Annotated in this window: 16 protein-coding genes; 6 read left to right on the top strand and 10 right to left on the bottom strand. The window is 62.4% G+C overall.

Features of this window, described 5'->3' with window-relative positions; translation table 11 throughout:
* Positions 1–62 precede the first annotated feature (62 nt).
* From ACN0SC_RS01135 to ACN0SC_RS01120, 4 genes are all read right to left on the bottom strand, one after another.
* A complete protein-coding gene (locus ACN0SC_RS01135; protein ID WP_417247826.1) occupies positions 63–1,724 on the bottom strand; it encodes a BCCT family transporter in 1,662 nt (553 codons plus the stop codon).
* Between the two features lie 390 nt (positions 1,725–2,114).
* Entirely contained in the window at positions 2,115–3,389 is a 1,275-nt protein-coding gene (arsJ, locus tag ACN0SC_RS01130) for an organoarsenical effux MFS transporter ArsJ (RefSeq protein ID WP_417247825.1), read from the bottom strand.
* Positions 3,386–4,384, bottom strand: a complete 999-nt coding sequence (locus tag ACN0SC_RS01125) for an ArsJ-associated glyceraldehyde-3-phosphate dehydrogenase (protein WP_417247824.1) — start codon at positions 4,382–4,384, stop codon at positions 3,386–3,388. The genes arsJ and ACN0SC_RS01125 overlap by 4 nt, the downstream gene beginning before the upstream one ends.
* Positions 4,381–5,232, bottom strand: coding sequence for a helix-turn-helix domain-containing protein (locus tag ACN0SC_RS01120; protein WP_417247823.1), 852 nt, complete (start codon positions 5,230–5,232; stop codon positions 4,381–4,383). Before ACN0SC_RS01120 ends, ACN0SC_RS01125 begins: the two co-directional genes overlap by 4 nt.
* A gap of 150 nt (positions 5,233–5,382) precedes the next feature.
* On the opposite strand from ACN0SC_RS01120, the gene mnmH reads away from it, so the two are divergent.
* Entirely contained in the window at positions 5,383–6,435 is a 1,053-nt protein-coding gene (mnmH, locus tag ACN0SC_RS01115) for a tRNA 2-selenouridine(34) synthase MnmH (RefSeq protein WP_417247822.1), read from the top strand.
* Here mnmH and selD read toward each other — a convergent pair.
* Positions 6,419–8,620 (bottom strand): selenide, water dikinase SelD, encoded by a 2,202-nt coding sequence (gene selD / locus ACN0SC_RS01110; protein ID WP_417247821.1) that lies wholly within the window; start codon positions 8,618–8,620, stop codon positions 6,419–6,421. The genes mnmH and selD overlap by 17 nt on opposite strands.
* A gap of 25 nt (positions 8,621–8,645) precedes the next feature.
* The gene (locus ACN0SC_RS01105) at positions 8,646–9,233 is read right to left on the bottom strand and encodes a pyridoxamine 5'-phosphate oxidase family protein (RefSeq protein WP_417247820.1); all 588 of its coding nucleotides are present in this window, start codon (positions 9,231–9,233) and stop codon (positions 8,646–8,648) included.
* 75 nt (positions 9,234–9,308) lie between these two features.
* On the opposite strand from ACN0SC_RS01105, the gene ACN0SC_RS01100 reads away from it, so the two are divergent.
* Entirely contained in the window at positions 9,309–10,571 is a 1,263-nt protein-coding gene (locus ACN0SC_RS01100; protein ID WP_417247819.1) for a glycerate kinase type-2 family protein, read from the top strand.
* Positions 10,572–10,610: 39 nt separating this feature from the next.
* Here the strand turns inward: ACN0SC_RS01100 and ACN0SC_RS01095 are convergent, their stop codons facing one another.
* The 4 genes from ACN0SC_RS01095 to ACN0SC_RS01080 are packed head-to-tail and all read right to left on the bottom strand — an operon-like array spanning position 10,611 to position 13,120.
* Positions 10,611–11,663: a YeeE/YedE family protein gene (locus ACN0SC_RS01095; protein ID WP_417247818.1), complete on the bottom strand. Its 1,053-nt coding sequence runs from the start codon at positions 11,661–11,663 to the stop codon at positions 10,611–10,613.
* 37 nt (positions 11,664–11,700) lie between these two features.
* Positions 11,701–12,030 (bottom strand): ArsR/SmtB family transcription factor, encoded by a 330-nt coding sequence (locus ACN0SC_RS01090; protein ID WP_417248535.1) that lies wholly within the window; start codon positions 12,028–12,030, stop codon positions 11,701–11,703.
* Between the two features lie 53 nt (positions 12,031–12,083).
* Complete coding sequence (locus ACN0SC_RS01085; RefSeq protein WP_417247817.1) at positions 12,084–12,623, bottom strand: GlcG/HbpS family heme-binding protein; 540 nt, start codon at positions 12,621–12,623, stop codon at positions 12,084–12,086.
* 44 nt (positions 12,624–12,667) lie between these two features.
* Positions 12,668–13,120 carry a hypothetical protein gene (locus tag ACN0SC_RS01080; RefSeq protein WP_417247816.1) on the bottom strand — a complete coding sequence of 151 codons (453 nt, stop codon included), beginning with the start codon at positions 13,118–13,120 and terminating at the stop codon, positions 12,668–12,670.
* 268 nt (positions 13,121–13,388) lie between these two features.
* On the opposite strand from ACN0SC_RS01080, the gene ACN0SC_RS01075 reads away from it, so the two are divergent.
* The 4 genes from ACN0SC_RS01075 (at position 13,389) to soxY (ending at position 15,838) form a co-directional block, all read left to right on the top strand.
* Positions 13,389–14,144 carry a cytochrome c biogenesis CcdA family protein gene (locus ACN0SC_RS01075; protein ID WP_417247815.1) on the top strand — a complete coding sequence of 252 codons (756 nt, stop codon included), beginning with the start codon at positions 13,389–13,391 and terminating at the stop codon, positions 14,142–14,144.
* A gap of 2 nt (positions 14,145–14,146) precedes the next feature.
* Positions 14,147–14,755, top strand: a complete 609-nt coding sequence (locus tag ACN0SC_RS01070; RefSeq protein WP_417247814.1) for a thioredoxin family protein — start codon at positions 14,147–14,149, stop codon at positions 14,753–14,755.
* Between the two features lie 159 nt (positions 14,756–14,914).
* On the top strand, positions 14,915–15,388 hold the full coding sequence (gene soxX, locus ACN0SC_RS01065; protein WP_417247813.1) for a sulfur oxidation c-type cytochrome SoxX: 474 nt from the start codon (positions 14,915–14,917) through the stop codon (positions 15,386–15,388).
* 33 nt (positions 15,389–15,421) lie between these two features.
* Complete coding sequence (gene soxY / locus ACN0SC_RS01060) at positions 15,422–15,838, top strand: thiosulfate oxidation carrier protein SoxY (RefSeq protein WP_417247812.1); 417 nt, start codon at positions 15,422–15,424, stop codon at positions 15,836–15,838.
* Positions 15,839–15,864 lie beyond the last annotated feature (26 nt).

Genomic DNA, 15,864 nt, shown 5'->3' with positions numbered 1-15,864 from the left:
ATCCAAACGAAAAGGGGCCACCCATTGGGCGGCCCCTTTTGCTTTTGTTTAAAGCAGCGCGCTTAGTTGCCCAAGCGGCGCTCCTGTCTCAGACCCATGATGATCGCTACGCACATGATCAGAAGCACGAAGGTGAAGGGCAGGCCCGTCGAGATCACCATCGCCTGAAGCGCGCCAAGACCACCGCCGAGCAGCAGGGCAATCGCTACCAGCCCCTCGAAGGTACACCAGAAGACACGCTGCGGAACGGGCGCGTCGACTTTGCCGCCTGCCGTGATCGTGTCGATGACGAGGCTGCCGGAGTCCGACGAGGTGACGAAGAACACAATTACCAGCACCACACCGATCGTCGAGGTGATCGAGGCCAGCGGCAGGCTTTCGAGCATCGCAAAGAGCGACAGTTCAGGCTTGTAGGCGTCGATCACGGTTGCCTTCACGGCACTGGCGTCGACATTGGCGATCATGTCGTTGATCGCGGTGCCGCCGAAAACGGCCATCCAGAAGGTACACACCAGCGAAGGGATGATCAGTACACAGATGATGAACTCCCGCACCGAGCGGCCACGCGAGACACGCGCGATGAACATGCCAACGAAGGGCGACCAGGAAATCCACCACGCCCAGTAGAATGCGGTCCAGCCCTGACGGAACCCGTCATCCTCGCGCCCGAAGGGCATCGAGAGCGGCACGACTTCTTGCACGTAGGCGACAAGCGTATTGCCGAAGTCGGAGAACACGCCAACGACGCCTGCGGCAAACATGACAAAGACCAAGAGCAAAATGGCCAGCACCATGTTGGCTTCCGAAAGCACCTTTACCCCGCCATCAAGTCCGCGCAGGACCGAAATCAGCGCGAGGGTCGTGATGCCGATGATCAGGATAATCTGAACGGTGACGCTGCTGGGGATGCCGTAGACAAATTCGAGGCCTGCGTTGGCTTGTTGCGCACCAAGACCGAGCGAAGTTGCAAGGCCGAAAAGCGTAGCAAAGACCGCAGCGATGTCGATCGCATGGCCCCACCAGCCCCATACACGCTCGCCGAGGAGCGGGTAGAAGGCAGAGCGGATAGAGAGGGGCAGGCCCTTATTGTAGCTGAACAGTGCCAGCGCCAGTGCGACAATCGAGTAGATCGCCCAAGGGTGCAGCGCCCAGTGGTAGGTGGTCGCAGCCAGTGCCATGCGTTTGGCCTGCTCGACGTTTTCGACGATAAGCGTGCCGTCTTCGGCAATGGGTCGCACCACGTCCAGAGGAGCATCGCCCCATGGCGTTCCGAAGTAATAGGCGGGCTCAAGCACGCCGAAGAACATCAGCCCGATGCCCATGCCTGCCGCGAACAGCATCGCGAACCAGCCAAGGTAGCTGTAGTCGGGCGTTGCGTCCTTGCCGCCCAAACGCACCTTGCCGTAGGGCGAGACGATCAGGAAAAGGCAGAAAAGCACAAAAATATTTGCCGACATCAAGAAGAACCAGTCGAAACTGGAGGTCAGCGCGGGCCGTAGCCAGCCAAAGAAATCCGCCGCCTGCGCAGGTGCGACAAGCGCATAGGCCACGAAGGCCACAACGGAAAAAGCGGAAATCGCAAATACGGGGTTGTGGATGTCGAGGCCGAATGGCCCAAACGAGGTTTCAATATTGTCCTGACCGATCTCGTATTCGGTGTCGATGATGTGTGACGCGCCCTCTGGCGCGGGTATACCCTGATTTTGGTCGTCTTCTTCGGCCATTCTGGTTCCCTTCCCGTTTCTTGTTTTCACATTTCAAGTCACGCGGAGCCACGTAGTGTGGCCACACGTCTGTTCGTTCACCCTCTTGGGGCTTTGGAGCCATATCTCGCGCGCTGGGCGCATCTTGAGATTTTGCCGACCGTCGCCGATTGCCGCGTCACTTGCTGTGACATGCGGCGCTGGCACGGGGTGCGCAATCAGCGCCATGACACCAGCGGTCACGGCACCCGTTCGCACGCGGGCGTCCTGACCCTCACGCCTTGGGACGCATTGATGTCCACGCGCAAGGATATGGCAGCACCGCATGGCGGCACTGCATGGGCGCACACTTACCTTTTGGGGGAGAGCTTTGCAAACGCAAAGAAAAACAGGGAGTTCGGCGCGGCGCGCTCAGGTCGGCGCCTGTGTCGCGCCCTGTCCTAAGCGGCCTGAAATCGCGGCGGCGAGTGTGAGCATCACCGCTGCTGTGCCCAGCACCAAGGGCAGCCCGCCGATCTGGTAGGTCGCACCCGACAGCACCGTGCCGATCAAGCGCCCGCCCGCGTTTGCCATGTAGTAAAAGCCTACGTCCATCGTCACCCGTTCGGACTTGGTGAAGGCGAGGATGAGGTAGGAATGGAGCGCCGAGTTCACCGCAAAGAGCGCGCCAAAGACCAAAAGCCCCGCCACCAGCGTCCCCGTCAGCCATGGCGCGGGGGTGGGGGAGGCCAGTGTTGCGAGACAGAGCGCGGCGGGCACAAGCGCAAGCACCCCCGCCCAGATCCGTGCATCGCGCACCAGCGCCGCCTCGGACCGCGCCTTGGCCCGCAGGATCAGGGGAGCCGCCCCCTGAACGATGCCGTAAAGGATGATCCACAGGGCCATGAAACTGCCGATGAGGAAGAAGGCCGCGCGGTTGCCCTCTTCGCTACCGTCCGAGAGCACGGCGTAGAAATAGATCGGGATGCCTACCACGAACCACACATCACGCGCGCCGAAGAGAAAGACCCGCGCCGCCGAGAGCCAGTTCACATCTGCGGATTTGGAGAAGACTTCCGAGAACTTCGCGCCCTTGCGCCCCTTGGGCAGGCCCGCAGGCATGAAGATCGCCACGGCCACAAGGATCACGGCAAGCACCGCAGCCATAGCCAGTACCGATCCCGTGAAACCCACGGAGGCCAGAAGGGCAGCGCCGAGCAGGAAGCCCAGCCCCTTGACCGCGTTCTTCGATCCCGTCAGCAGCGCCACCCAGCGGAACAAGCCGCCATCTTCGGTGGGGGCGAGAAGTTTGACGGCGGATTTCGAGGACATTTTCGAGAGGTCTTTGGCCACGCCCGACGCGCCTTGCACGCACATCACGAAGGCCACGGAGGCGGCAATCGACCACGAGGGGGCAAGCTGCGTGAGGGCGAGGAGCGCAAGCACCTGAAGCGACAGACCCGCATAGAGCGTCGAGGTCAGCCCGAAACGTGCCGCAATCCAGCCCGCGCTGAGGTTTGTCACCATCCCTGCGATCTCGTAGAGAACAAAGAGATAGGCAAGCTGCACAGGGGAAAACCCCAGCGTGTGGAAGTGCAACAGCACCAGCATCCGCAAGGCCCCGTCGGTCAGCATGAAGGCCCAATAGGCCGCCGTCACCGCCACATAGGCCGCCATGCCGCCGCGTGCGTCCGTTGTCTTGGTCATAGGGCGTCACCCACCATGCGGGCCACGTCCACAAGGCGGTGCGCATAGCCGTATTCATTGTCATACCATGCGTAGATTTTCACCTGCGTGCCGTTGATGATCATGGTCGAGGGCGCGTCTACGATGGAGGAGCGTTTGTCGTTGGTGTAATCGGTGGAAACCAGCGGGCGGGTCTCATAGCCCAGAATACCCTTGAGCGGGCCGTTGGCGGCCGCTTCAAAGAGCGCGTTGACCTCGTCGGCAGTTGTCTCGCGCTCCACCTCGAACACGCAATCGGTGAGCGAGGCATTGAGCAGCGGCACGCGCACCGCATGACCGTTCAAGCGGCCTTTAAGTTCGGGATAGATCAGCGTGATCGCCGTGGCGCTGCCCGTGGTGGTGGGGATCAGCGAATTGAGCGCGGAGCGTGCGCGGCGCAGGTCTTTGGCGGGGCGGTCCACGATAGTCTGCGTATTGGTCACGTCATGGATCGTGGTGATCGAGCCGTGTTTGATGCCGAGATTTTCGTGGATCACCTTGACCACGGGCGCGAGGCAGTTGGTGGTGCAACTCGCCGCCGTCACGATGTGATGGGTCGCGGGGTCATAGGTGCCGTCGTTGACGCCCATGACGATATTGGCCGTGGGGCCATCCTTGACGGGGGCGGAGACCACGACCTTCTTCACACCTGCGGCGAAATAGGGCGCGAGCTTGGCTTCTGTTTTGAACACGCCCGTGCAGTCGATCACCACATCCACTCCATCCAGTGGCAAGGCATCAAGGTCGCGCGTCCCGATGAAGGGCAGGCGGGTACCGTTGATCGTCACACTCTCGTCGTCGTGGCTGATATCGGCATCCCAACGGCCATGCACCGTGTCGAATTCGAGAAGATGCGCGTGCATCTCCGTGTCGCCCACGGCGTCATTGATCCATGCAATCTCCGCCCCGCTTTCCAGCAGTGGCTTGAGGGCGAGTTTTCCCATGCGGCCAAGGCCGTTGAGTGCATAGGTGGTCATTGGTTGGCTCCTTTATGGGTGCGGCCGATCTCGTCGACAGCGGATTGAAGGGCGATGCGATCGAGGCTGGAAACGGGCAGGGCGGTAAAGGCGTCGATACGGGCCTTGAGCGTGCCGTAAGCCTCCTGAAACGCGAGCATTTTTTCGGCATCCGTGCCTTCGGCCTTAACGGGATCAGGCATCCCCCAGTGACCCGAGACAGGCTGGCCCTCCCACGCGGGACATTGCTCGTTGGCCGCGCGGTTGCACACGGTAAAGACGAAATCGAGCGCGGGGGCGTCGGGGGCGGAAAATTCGTCCACGTTCTTGGATCGCAGCTGCGAGGTGTCGTGGCCCTTGTCGGTGAGCACCTGTAGCGCGATCGGGTTGAGCGTAGAGGGATGTGTGCCCGCCGAATGGACATTGAACCTCTCGCCCGCCGCATCGCGCAGGATCGCCTCGGCGAAGATCGAGCGGGCGGAGTTGCCTGTGCAGATGAACAGCACGTTGAATTTTCGCGGGGTGGTTTCGGTTTTGCTATCCGTCACGGTTTCGGTCCTTATGCGGGAAGGCAGGCAAATATCGGGCCGCCCTTGACAACAGTCATTGAGCAACCCGTCGAACATCATCCGCACCTCCGTCATGGCGACGGCATAGCGCAGCGATGTGCCTGCGCGTTCTTGTTCCACCAGACCCGCCTTTTGCAGTGCCGAGAGATAGGTCGACAGCGTGCTTGCCTTGATATCAAGCGCCGCGCCGATCTCGCCTGCGGGGACGTGATCGGGGTAGCGCCGCATCAGCAGGCGGAAGATTTCGAGCCGTTGTGGATGGCCGAGCGTGGTGAGTTGGGCAGGAATCATGCGGTTCATATTTCATGGATATGTGAAATAAGGATGAGAGCCAAACGACAGTTTTGTAACAACCCGCCGAAAATACCGTCCCCGCGCCGATCCCGCGCTTTGCGTCCTGCTTTGATCTGCCCCCTGTTCGCGCCCGCGCAATGGGATTAGACTCGCGTCATGACAACAGTTTTCCCGACCCTGAGTGATTTCCTCGATGCGCGTTACGACACGATTATCGACGTGCGTTCGCCATCCGAGTTTGCCGAGGACCACATCCCTGGTGCGGTCAACCTGCCCGTGTTCTCGGATCGCGAGCGGGCGCAGGTCGGCACGATCTATGTCCAGCAATCGCCCTTTCTTGCACGCAAAATCGGCGCGGCGATCCTTGCGCGCAACGCCGCCGCCCATATCGAGGGGCCGCTGGCGGATAAGGAGGGGGCATGGCGACCGCTGGTCTATTGCTGGCGCGGCGGGCAACGCTCGAACGCCTTCGCGATCATCCTGCGTCAGATCGGCTGGCGAGTGGATGTGGTCGAGGGCGGATACAAATCATGGCGCCGCGCGGTGGTGAAGCGGCTCTACGACACCCCGCTGCCGCATCGCTTCGTTCTTATCGACGGCAACACGGGCGCGGCGAAAACCGATCTGATCGCGCGGGTGCGGGAGCAGGGCGGGCAGGTGCTCGACCTCGAAGCCCTAGCCAATCATCGCGGGTCCATCTTCGGTGCATTGGGGCGACAACCCGCACAGAAGGGGTTCGAGAGCGCGCTGGCCGTGGCATTAGAGCGGCTTGATCCCGAAAAGCCGACTTTGGTGGAAGCGGAAAGCTCGCGGATCGGAAACTGCACCCTGCCGCCCTCGCTCTGGGCCGTGATGTGCGCCGCTCCCCGATTTGATGTTACCGCGCCGCTGTCATCGCGGGCGCGCTATCTTGCCGAGGCCTATGCCGATGTGGTGGCGGACGCGCATTTGCTGGAGCGGCTGCTTGGTGAACTGGTGCCGTTCCACGGGTATGACAAGGTTGATACATGGAAGGCCTTGGCCCGCGAAGGCAACTTCGTCGATCTTGCGGGGGGCTTGATGGCGGAGCATTACGACCCGCGCTATGCCAAGTCGCGCAAGAGGCACGAGACACAGGCGCGGATCGCGACGATTGACCTTTGCGACTTGGGCGAGGCGGCGCGAGACGATGCAGCCACGCGGATCATAGCGCTTATGGAGTCACTTTAAGGCGCGTAGGCCCGCCCGTTGTTTTTCCTATGATAGCAGTGGTATATCCTGCATTCTTCAACTGATTTGTGAGCTTTTCAGCCACCTTTTCTGGCACGCAGGCCAGAAGCCCGCCCGCAGTTTGCGGATCGAACAATAGCGCCGCACGACCCTCTTCCGGCCCGTCGTATTCGGCGGCATAGGCACGGTTGGCTGGCGCGATGGTGGAGGCAACCCCGCGCACGGCGAGCGCCTCGGCGCCGTCCAGAACGGGCACAGCGGCAAGGTCAATCACGGCCCCAATACCGCTGGCGCGACAGATGCCCAGCAGATGCCCCGCCAGCCCGAAGCCCGTCACATCCGTCATCGCGCGGGCATGGGGGGTGAGGATTTCGGCGGCGGCGGCGGAACTTTGCGCCATGGAAGCATAGGTCGCCGCCACATCGCGCCCGCCCGCCTGCAACGCCATTTCGGCGGCCAGCACCACGCCTGTGCCAATCGGTTTCGTCAGGATCAGCGCGTCACTCGCCTGCGCGCCCTCTAGCGTCACGGGGTGGTCGGTCAGGCCCGTCACGGTGAAGCCGATGGAAAGCTCCGCGCCCATTGAGGTATGCCCGCCGATGACCTGCGCGCCCGCCTCGGCAAATGTCGCGCGGGCGGCATCCATGATCTCGGTGAGCCACCCTTCCTGCATGTGCGGCGCAAGGCGCGGCAGGGTAATCGTGGCCAGCGCCGATTGCGGGGCTGCGCCCATCGACCAGATATCGCCAAGCGCATGGACCGCCGCGATACGGGCCATGAGTGCGGGGTCGGGAAGAAAGGCGCGCAGGTGGTCGGTGGAGATGACCTGCTTGGGGCCGCCCTTGGCATGGGTGAGCACGGCGGCATCATCCCCTGCGACGAATTCCACATCCGCGCGCTTGGGTGTCGTGTCGCCGTCGCCCGCGTGCAAAACGCGTGCTAGAACGTCGCCGCCGACCTTCGCCCCGCAGGCTCCGCACATGGGGGCTTTTCCCGCCACTTCCGCGCGCAGCCCGCCCGCCACATGCTTGGGCAGCGGGGGCGGGGCCATCGGTTCCAGATCCTTCAGTTTGCTCATGAAGGCGCGGTCGATGCGGTCTTTCCACCGCCACATGAGCGCCCCTTGCAAGCGGATGCCCACCTTATCCGCGAGCGCCGATTTGCCGCCCAGAGAGATCAGTTTGAGGTAGTCCTTCTGCGGGTTGTAAGCGCGCAGGCGCGGGGAGGTGTCTTCTCCCAACACGGCGCGCAGATTGTCGAAAAGCACGGGTGCCTGTCGCACGGCAAAGACCCCCGCCTTGGGTCGCGGGGCGTGGGTGAGATGGGCGCAATCGCCCGCGGCAAAGATCGACGGGTCGGAGCTTTGCAGGGTTTCGGTTACGTCGATCGCGCCGCGTGTGAGGTTCAGCCCTGTCTCTGCCAGCCACCCGTAGGGTCGCGCGCCCGCCGCGCCGAGGGTGAATTGGGAGGCAATTTCGCGGCCATCGGTAAGGATCACGCGGTCAGCATCGACGCGCGCCACATCGGAATGAGGGCAGACATGGACTCCCGCCGTTTCAAGCGCAGCGGTCATGGCGCGGCGGGTCGACGGGCGCAGTTCTGTGAGGATTTCGGAGCGGTCGATCAGGGTCACACGCGCACCGTGTACGCCTTTGAGCGCGTGGGACATCGCCATTGCCAGTTCCGCCCCTGCAACCCCGCCGCCAATGATTGCCGCCTCCGCCCGTGCGCCTTCCTCGGTGCGCACAGAGTCGCGAAAGCGGGTCCAGCGGGAGGCGAAGGCCTCAAGCGGTTTGGCGGGGATGCCATGTTCGGCAAAGCCCGCAAGATCGGGCATGGCGGAGGTGATGCCGATGTCGATGGAGGCCACGTCGTAGCGGATCGGCGGGTGGCCCTCGACGTGGATCAGCTTCGCGTCTCGGTCGATCTTCGTGGCTCGCCCCAACACGGCGCGTGCGCCTGCGAAACGCGCCAGACGGATCAAGTCGAGTTCCAGTGCGTCGCGCGGGTAATGCCCCGCCACAAATCCGGGCAGCATTCCCGAATAGGCCGCAACGGGGCCAGGGTTGATGACGGTGACGCGCACGCCCTCAAGCGGCATCATCCCCCAGCGTTTGAGGACAAGCGCATGGGTGTGGCCGCCGCCGATCAGGACGAGTTCACGGGTCAGGGGTAGGCTGTGCATTATGTTGCTTTCTTGAGCGGCAGGGTCACGGCGCGCGCCATTGGCCACGCCACCCGTCGCGGCGCTCGAAGAGGGCGCGGGTGTGGACGGGCGGTTGCAGGGACACAACGTCGAGCGTTTCCGCCGTCAGCCGCAGAATGGCCAGACGCGCCGCCTTAGGATCGCGCAGGTAGCTGAGGGCCTCGGGGATCGGAGTGGCGGGTGCGGGGGTCACGCCATAGTCGGGCAGGGCACGGTCAGGCAGGCCGCGCCACGCCTCTTGCGCGGGGGCACCCTCGATCACCTCCATCGTGCCGCGCAATCGGATCTGCACCAGCATATCCTCGCGCCAAAGTGTCAGGGCAACGCGCGGGTCGGCCTCGATCTCGGCGCACTTCGGCGTGGCCGCGTCGGTAAAGATATCCACCGTCCCGCGGGCGGGATCGGCCGCACGCAGCACCACGCCGCGCGCTTCGGGTGCACCGTCCGCACCAATCGTCGCCAGCGTGGCGAGGCGCGCGTCAATACGGCGGTTGATTTCTTGCGGGAGCAGCACGGCCCAAGCCACGTTGAAAAGCTGGGCAAGATCTGTGCTCCAAGGCGGATTTTCGGGCGATGTCTGTTCCTGTGTCATTATGCAAAGGTGCCGCGCGCGGGCGCGTGATGCAAGGGCACTGGACGCCGCAGGGGGAGACGCTAGGTTATGCGCATGAGCGAAGACATATCCCGTCCCGACGAAACCCGCGCGCCGCGCGCCCTGATCACCGATATTTTCCAAGCAGGCGTCGCCGCTGCCGATCCCGCCGCTGCCGTGAAAAGCGCGCTGGCGGGGCAGGCGTTCGAGCGCCCCGTGATCATTGCGGTCGGAAAGGCCGCACGCACGATGGCCGCCGCAGCGATGGAGCATGTCACCGCAGATACTGTCGTGGTGGTCACGAATTATGAAAATGCCGAAGCCTTGGAGGGCGCGGAGGTGCGTGCCGCGGCTCACCCTGTGCCTGATGCCAATGGTGCGCGCGCGGCCCTGCGCGTCGAAGAAGTGCTCTCACATGCCACCGATGATGTGCTGGCGTTGATCTCTGGCGGGGGATCGGCGCTTCTGCCTGCTCCTGTTGCGGGGGTGAGCCTTGAGGAAAAGGCGGAGGTCAACAAGCTCTTGCTCGCGAGCGGGGCGGATATCGTCACCATGAATCTTGTCCGCCAACAACTCTCACGCCTTAAAGGCGGCGGGCTTTTGCGTGCAGCGGCTCCTGCGACGGTGACGACATTGGTGCTTTCCGACGTTGTGACCGATGACACGCGCGCGATTGCTTCAGGCCCGACTGTTTCGCCCATCGGTTCGCGGGCCGATGCCGCGCAGGTGTTGAAGGATTACGACATATGGGACCGCGTTGCCCCCTCCGTGCGCGCCCATCTGGAACGCCCAGAGCCCGATCTCGGTCCGCTGCCCGAAAGCCCGCTGACCATCGTCGGCTCCAATGCCCGTTCGGTGGAGGCGATGGCGGAAGCGGCGCGGGAGCGGGCGGCAGGAGCGGCGCTCTATGTCCACCCCACGCCTGTCGAGGGCGATGTTTCCGAGGCGGCCGAAGTCATTCTTGAGATCGCGCGGGCGCAGGGCGGGAAGGGGTTGTTCCTCTTTGGCGGCGAGACAACGGTGAAGATCAAGGGCGATGGCCTTGGCGGGCGCAATCAGGAATTGGCGCTGCGCGTGGCGATGCTGGCGCAGGTGCGCGGGATTGAGGAATTTGCCTTCCTGTCGGGTGGCACAGATGGCCGCGACGGGCCGACGGATGCGGCGGGCGGTCTGGTTGATCACAGCACGCTGGCGCGGATGCGCGAGATGGGTGTCGAGCCTGAGGAGTCGCTGTCGCGCAATGACAGCCACCATGCGCTTGATGCGGCGGGCGATCTGCTGCGTATCGGGGCAACGGGCACGAATGTCGCCGACCTTCAGGTGCTTTGGCTGCCCTGAAGGTGGGAGTATTTTCCCAGTAAAGTAGAGGTGGCGCGTCTATCGCGCGACCGAGAACCCTGTGATCAACTGGCGCAGGCCGAGTGCGGCCCCTGCGATGATTGCCACCATGGTGACGGGCGCGGAATAGGCCAGAAGCGAGAAGGCCGAAAGCCCCTGTCCCACGGTGCAGCCGAAGGCTACCACAGCACCTGTGCCCATGAGCGCCGCTCCGCCGATCTGGCGTTTCAACTCGCGTGGGTCGTCGCAGGCTTCCCAGCGGAAATGCCCTTTAAAGAGTGAGCCGATGGCTGCGCCGACAATGACACCTGTGACCGAACCTACGCCGAAGTTTAGTGAAGAGGCCGAGGAAGTCATCAGGTAAAACATCGTGTCACCGATGGGCGCGGCGAATGTGTGCGAGGATATCGGTTCGGCCTCGAAAGCGGCAAGCGAGAGCCACGAGGTGCCCGCCCAGCCTGACACCACCGCCAGTCCTACGGCGACGCCCCATGCGATGAGCTTGCGATCTTTGCGAAAACTGGGGGAGGCCAGCGCAATGGCGAGGATAGCGAGACCTGCGACGATGCCGAGCGGCACGATTGGCAGGCCGAGACTGTGCGCCAGACCATGCGCGAACCCCTGCGGCTCTGTGGCCTGAACGGGAGGGAAAAGCGCGACACGCAGGGTGGCGAAGGGGCCGTTGAGCGTGGCATAGGTAAACAGGCCCATGACGGTCACGAGGACGAAGTTGCGCAGATCGCCTCCGCCGAGGCGCGCCAGAGCGCCAAAGCCGCAATTGCCCGCCATCGCCATACCATAACCGAACATCAGCCCGCCCCCGATAGAGGTCATCGGATACCATTTCAGGCCGAGGTAGGGGGTGGCGAGCGGATCGAACAGCCCCGCGCCCATCAATCCGAAGGCCCCCAGAAGGGCCGTGCCGATGGCCACGCCCCATTGTCGCGCGCGGTGATCAGAACCTTGATAGAGTGCGTCCTCGATTGCGCCCATGGAGCAAAAACGACCCAGACGTGCGGCGAGACCGAGGATGATCCCGCCAAACAGGCCGATGAGCGCGGCAATGGTGCCAGCGTCCAAAGTGTCAATCATGAAAACCTCCCTTTAACCGGAAGGCGCACCCCGATGCTTACGGGGTGTTGGACTTTCCGGGATCTACAGAACAGAACATGTCGTAGATCACTTCGAGAATGCGCTTGGGCCGGTCGTCCGTCAAGGAGTAGTAGATTGCCTTGCCTTCACGCCGCGGTGTCACCAGCCCTTCAAGGCGCAGACGCGCGAGCTGTTGCGACACGGCGGCTTGGCGCGCGGAAAGAAGCTCTTCCAGTTCGGTGACGGATTTCTCGCCCGTCACCAGATGGCACAGGATCATCAAACGCCCCTCATGGCTCAACGCCTTGAGCAGCTGCGATGCATCGCAGGCGCTGCTCATCATCGCGTCCATATCGGCGGCGTCCATTTCCGGTTTGATTACCGGCAGTGAAGAAGTGCTTTGGTCCACGCGTCTGTCCATCAAAAGGCTATCTCGTCCATAATGGCGTCTATTCCTGCCTCGGCGCATTCCGCGTCGATATCAGGGCCGGGAGCACCCGACACGCCAATGCCGGCTACTATAGAGCCTGCCGCCTCAATCACAAGGCCACCACCGAGCGCAAGTGGCTCGGTAAGATCACGTATTCCCGCCATCATTCCATCTGGCGCGGTGGTCTCGCCCAGAGAGAGCGTATCGGTGCGGAAAGACACCGCTGTCCATGCCTTGCGCCGTGCGGTCTCGAAGACGTGGAGACCCGCATATCGGTCGCGCAGGTAGGCTTGTGGTAGGCCGAAACGGTCTACAACCATGACGCCGACCTGATAGCCGTTGTCGCGGCAGTATTCGAGCGCGGCGGTGGCCGCAGCCAGCGCAACTTCGGGTTTGAGAACCTGAAAGGTGACGAAGGCCCCGTCGTCGTCTTGCGCCACGGCGGGGGTGGCGAGAGTCGGGGCAAGCGTTGCGGCGCAGGTGGCGGCAATCGCCATGCCTTTGAGTGCGGATGTGATGCGGTTGCTCATGTCTGTCTCCTCCCGAAATGTGGCGCTTGCATCGGTACGCGCGCCTAGTTGGTGGCCTCTTCGGCCTCGTCATGGGGCTCGTCACGGGCCTCATGGCTTATGGTCGCGGCGGCGGTGCTGACGTCAAAGTCACTGTGATCGCGCAGCACCACCGTGAGCATGGCCCAGAACAATTCGTCGCCGCCATAGCCCTCGATCCGCGCGCGCTCGGCTCCGTCGTCATCCACAAGCACAAAGGTCGGCGTCACCACGAGGGCTGTCTCAAAAGACAGGTCGTCGGGCCGCTCGCCGCGCAGATCGATGCGGCGCAGGGGCGCGAAGGCCCCTTCGGGCGTTTTGGGGTAGATCGGTGCGATCTCGGCATTCCAGCGCGCGCAATAGGCACAGCCGTCCTGCTCAACCATGATCAGGTTGTCGGCGCGGGCGGCAGGAGTAAAAGTAGCGGCGGTCGCGGCGAGCGCGAAGGTGGCTGCGGTGAGAAGGCGGGACAGGGGCATCGAGGCTCCGTTCGTTGATCAGATCCGCCTCTCTCGCGCGGCCCCGTCACAAGGGGTGCGCAGGCATAGAGATTGACGGGCGCGTTTTACATATTCTAGTTTGAATATGTAGATGAGACAAGCGCGGCGATCCGCATGACAGTGCGGTGGACCGCAAAACAATAACTGCCGTAGGGCGCCGCACAGCGTTGAGGAGCGCGATGCGTCCGAGGGCGCGCCACACCCATGGGCACCGGATGCGACATGGGAGGCCAAGGGGGGAAATTCAATGCTCGACGTCACTTTCATTTCGGCATTTCTCGGAGGATTGGTGGTGTTTTTCTCGCCCTGTATCCTGCCGATTGTGCCATTTTACCTGTCCTACATGGCGGGCGCGTCGATGGGGGAAATTTCCGCGGATGGCCAACTGGCTCCGGGCGTGCGCAAGCGTGCGGTCGCGGCATCGGTGATGTTCTCGCTGGGAATCATAACGGTCTTTGTGTTGCTCGGCGCGGCGGCCTTTTCCCTGTCGCAGATGTTCCGCGCCTATCAGGATGTGTTCCGCATCGTGGCAGCCGCTATCGTCTTTGTCATGGGGCTGCATTTCCTCGGAGTGCTGAAAATCGGCTTCCTCAATCGCCAGTTCCAGATGGGCGCGGGCGATGTGACGAAGATGAATGTCTGGTCCGCCTACCTTGTGGGTCTGGCCTTTGCTGCAGGGTGGACGCCCTGCGTCGGTGGCATCCTCACGGCGGTTGTCTTTACCGCCTCCGTCGAAGATACGGCGATGCGCGGGCTGGCACTGATGCTGGTGTTCGGGGTCGGTATGACCTTGCCCTTTGTTATCTCGGCGGTCTTTATCAAGCCTTTCCTCACCTTCGTGTCGCGCTTTCGCCGCCATCTGCCGAAGGTCGAGAAATTCATGGGGATTTTTCTGATCCTGTTTGCGATCCTGATCGTGACCAATTCGGTCAACATGATCGCCGCGTGGATGTTGGAAACCTTCCCCGCCTTTACGAAAATCGGGTCAAACGGGAGCCTTTGAGAATGTTGAAAATCGCACGTCGCAGCTTTGTCGGAACTGTATTTACACTGGCGTTCGCAGCCCTTGCCGCCCCTGCCATGGCGGCCGAGTTGGGCGATGACGGTCTGCATAAGACACCGTGGATGCGCGACACGTTCAAGGATCTGCGCGAAGATCTCGAAGAGGCCAATGCGGAAGGCAAGCGCCTGATGGTGATGATCGAGCAGCGCGGCTGTATCTACTGCACCAAGATGCACGAGGAGGTCTATCCAGATCCGGAGATCACCAAGATGATCGAAGACAACTACTTCGTTGTGCAGATCAACATGTTCGGCGACATCGAAGTGACCGATTTCGACGGGGAGACCCTGTCGGAGAAGGACATGGTGTCGAAATGGGGTGTGCTGTTCACGCCGACGAATCTCTACTTCCCCGAAGAGGTGCCTGAGGGCGTGACCGCGACACAGGCCGCAGTCTCCTCCGTTCCGGGCGCATTCGGGCGCATGACCACATACAATATGATGCAATGGGTGCTTGATCACGGCTACGACAGCGACGAGCCGTTCCAGAAATACCATGCGCGTCAGGTCGCTATCCAGCAGGAGGCAGGGAAACTGGCAATTGACGGATGACGGGGAGGGGCAAGGGATCGCCTCTGGCGCACGCGATAGATAATATCGCAAAATTCCGTTTTTTGAATTTGTTCTTGCGCCTTGATGATTCCGTGCGCTACGGTATTCAGCAATAACAAGACGCCGGAAACGGTGTGTGAAAAGTCTTAGGGAGGAGACATGAAACGCATTCTTACGACACTGGTCGCTATGGGCCTTTCGGTCAGCGCGGCCCACGCCGAGGTCGCGCCCACGGACGTGAAATTCGAGGATGGCGCGGTTGCGATGTCCTTGACTGGCACTCCCGGAAACGCCGAAGAGGGCTACAAGATTGTCACGAGCAAGAGCTTTGGCAATTGCGTATCCTGTCACGCAGCAGATGCCTACGAGGAAATCCCGTTCCACGGCGAAGTCGGCCCGTGGCTTGACGGGGCTGGATCGCGTTGGAGCGAGGCGGAGCTTCGCGGCATCGTCACCAATGCCAAGATGACCTTCGACGGCACGATCATGCCTGCTTTCTACAAGGTTGATGGCTTTATCCGTCCTGGCGACGCCTATACGGGCAAAGCGGCACCCGCCGATCTGCCGCCGATCCTTACGGCCCAGCAGGTCGAGGACGTTGTTGCCTACCTTATGACCCTGACCGACGACTGATCGGTCCGTGCAAACGAAACTGAGGAGTATCCTATGAAACTCACACGACGTGACGCTCTGGCGCTCGGTCTTGGTGCGACGGCGGCTTCGCTGCTTCCGTTCCGCGCTTTTGCCGCCGCTGACGAGGCTATCGCCGCCTTCACGGGTGGTGCCGAGGTCGGCGAGGGTGGTGTCACCCTGACTGCCCCCGAGATCGCCGAGAACGGTAACACGGTGCCGATTGGCATCGACGCGCCTGGTGCGGTGTCGGTCATGGTGCTGGCCACCGGAAATCCGACGCCTGCTGTGGCGACCTTCAACTTCGGCCCTCTGGCTGGATCGCAAGCCGCCTCCACCCGCATCCGCCTTGCAGGGACGCAAGACGTGGTTGCAGTGGCCAAAATGGCCGACGGCTCTTTCGTCAAAACCGCAGCCACTGTCAAAGTGACCATTGGCGGCTGCGGCGGCTAACCACTCAACCGACTTCTAGAGGAGAC

Origin of the sequence: Celeribacter sp. (assembly GCF_048261515.1) — a bacterium.
Taxonomy (GTDB): Bacteria; Pseudomonadota; Alphaproteobacteria; order Rhodobacterales; family Rhodobacteraceae; genus Celeribacter.
Note: the sequence above shows the minus strand (reverse complement) of the source record. Positions and strands in the feature narration are given on the sequence as shown.